We start from the raw sequence: 1,580 nt of genomic DNA, 5'->3' as shown, positions 1-1,580 counted from the left end.
CCGGTGGGGGAGATCGAGATCCTTGATGCGGTGGAGCGGGATCTGGTGGTGTCGGGGTGGAATGACACCGGGCATCCGGTGGATGCTGGTGCGACGTTGGTGTCGTTGTTCGACGCTCAGGTCTTGCGCACTCCGGGGAATGTGGCGCTGGTCTTCGAGGGTGAGGAGCTGACCTACGCCGAGTTCGATGCGCGGGTGAACCGGCTCGCTCGCCGGTTGATCGCCGAGGGTGTGGGTCCGGAGGCGCTGGTGGGTGTGGCGATGCGCCGTTCGTTGGATTTGTTGGTGGGAATGTATGCGGTGGTGAAGGCCGGCGGTGGGTATGTGCCGTTGGATCCGGATCAGCCGCGGGAGCGGAATGCGTTCGTGCTCGAGACCGCGGCGCCGATGTGTGTGCTGACGGTGCGGGGCGATGCGCAGGATCTGCCGACGGGCGATGTTCCGTTGCTGGCGATCGACGCGGTGGATTTGTCCGGTTTCGACAGCGCGCCGGTGACGGATGCGGAGCGGGTGTCACCGTTGCTGCCGGATCACACGGCGTATGTGATGTTCACGTCGGGGTCGACGGGGCGACCGAAGGGTGTGGTGGTCAGTCACCGATCGATCAGTTCGCATCTGTTGTGGATGGCGGATCGGTTCGGCCCGGATGCTGATGACCGGGTGCTGCTGAAGGCGACGTTTACGTTCGATATCTCGCTGTGGGAATGCTTCGGGGCCTTGCAGACCGGTGGGCGGGTGGTGATTGCCCGTCCCGACGGTCACCGTGACCCGGAGTATCTTGCGCGGTTGATGGACGACGAGCAGATCACGACGGTGCATTTCGTTCCGTCGATGTTCGAGGTGCTGTTGTCGGATTCATCGCTGCGCCTTCCCGACTCGCTGCGGCGAGTGATCGTCGGCGGTGAGGCGACGAGCGTGCACCTTGCCCGGCGGGTGGCGCAGCGGGGGGTGGCTCTGTTCAACGGTTATGGTCCTACCGAGGTGACGGTGACGTCAACTCTGTCGTCGTGTGCGGACGCCGAGTTGTCGAGGACTGTGCCGATCGGACGTCCCGCGTGGAACACGCAGGCGTATGTGCTCGATTCGCGGTTGCGGCCGGTGCCGGTGGGTGTTGTCGGGGAGTTGTACCACGGTGGCGTGCAGGTGGCGCGTGGTTATCACCGTCGGGCGGAGTTGACGGCGGAGCGGTTTGTGGCGAATCCGTTCGGTGGCAGTGGTGACCGCTTGTATCGCACGGGTGATCTGGTGCGGTGGAACGCTTCTGGTGAGTTGGAGTACATCGGTCGTACTGATTTCCAGGTGAAGTTGCGGGGGCAGCGGATCGAGCTCGGGGAGATCGAATCGGTGCTGCGTGACGTGGATTCGGTGGCGCAGGCTGTGGTGGTGGTGCACGGTGATGGGCGTGCCGGGGATCAGTTGGTGGCGTATGTGGTGCCGGGTGAGGGTGCGGTCGTCGATGCCCAGGTGCTGAAGGCTGCGGCGTCGCGGGATCTGCCGGGCTATATGGTGCCGTCGGCGTTTGTGGTGTTGGGGGAGTTGCCGCTGAATGCGTCGGGCAAGTTGGATCGGAAGGCGTTGCC

1 protein-coding gene is annotated in these 1,580 nt (G+C 64.4%); it reads left to right on the top strand.

The genetic code is table 11. The features are described from left to right. The coding region (locus MLGJGCBP_RS19915) for a non-ribosomal peptide synthetase (protein ID WP_160097681.1) at positions 1-1,580 on the top strand (1,580 nt) is incomplete at both ends.

Origin of the sequence: Rhodococcus sp. T7 (assembly GCF_009872365.1) — a bacterium.
GTDB lineage: Bacteria > Actinomycetota > Actinomycetes > Mycobacteriales > Mycobacteriaceae > Rhodococcus_F.
This window is presented reverse-complemented; position numbering and strand designations above follow the sequence as displayed.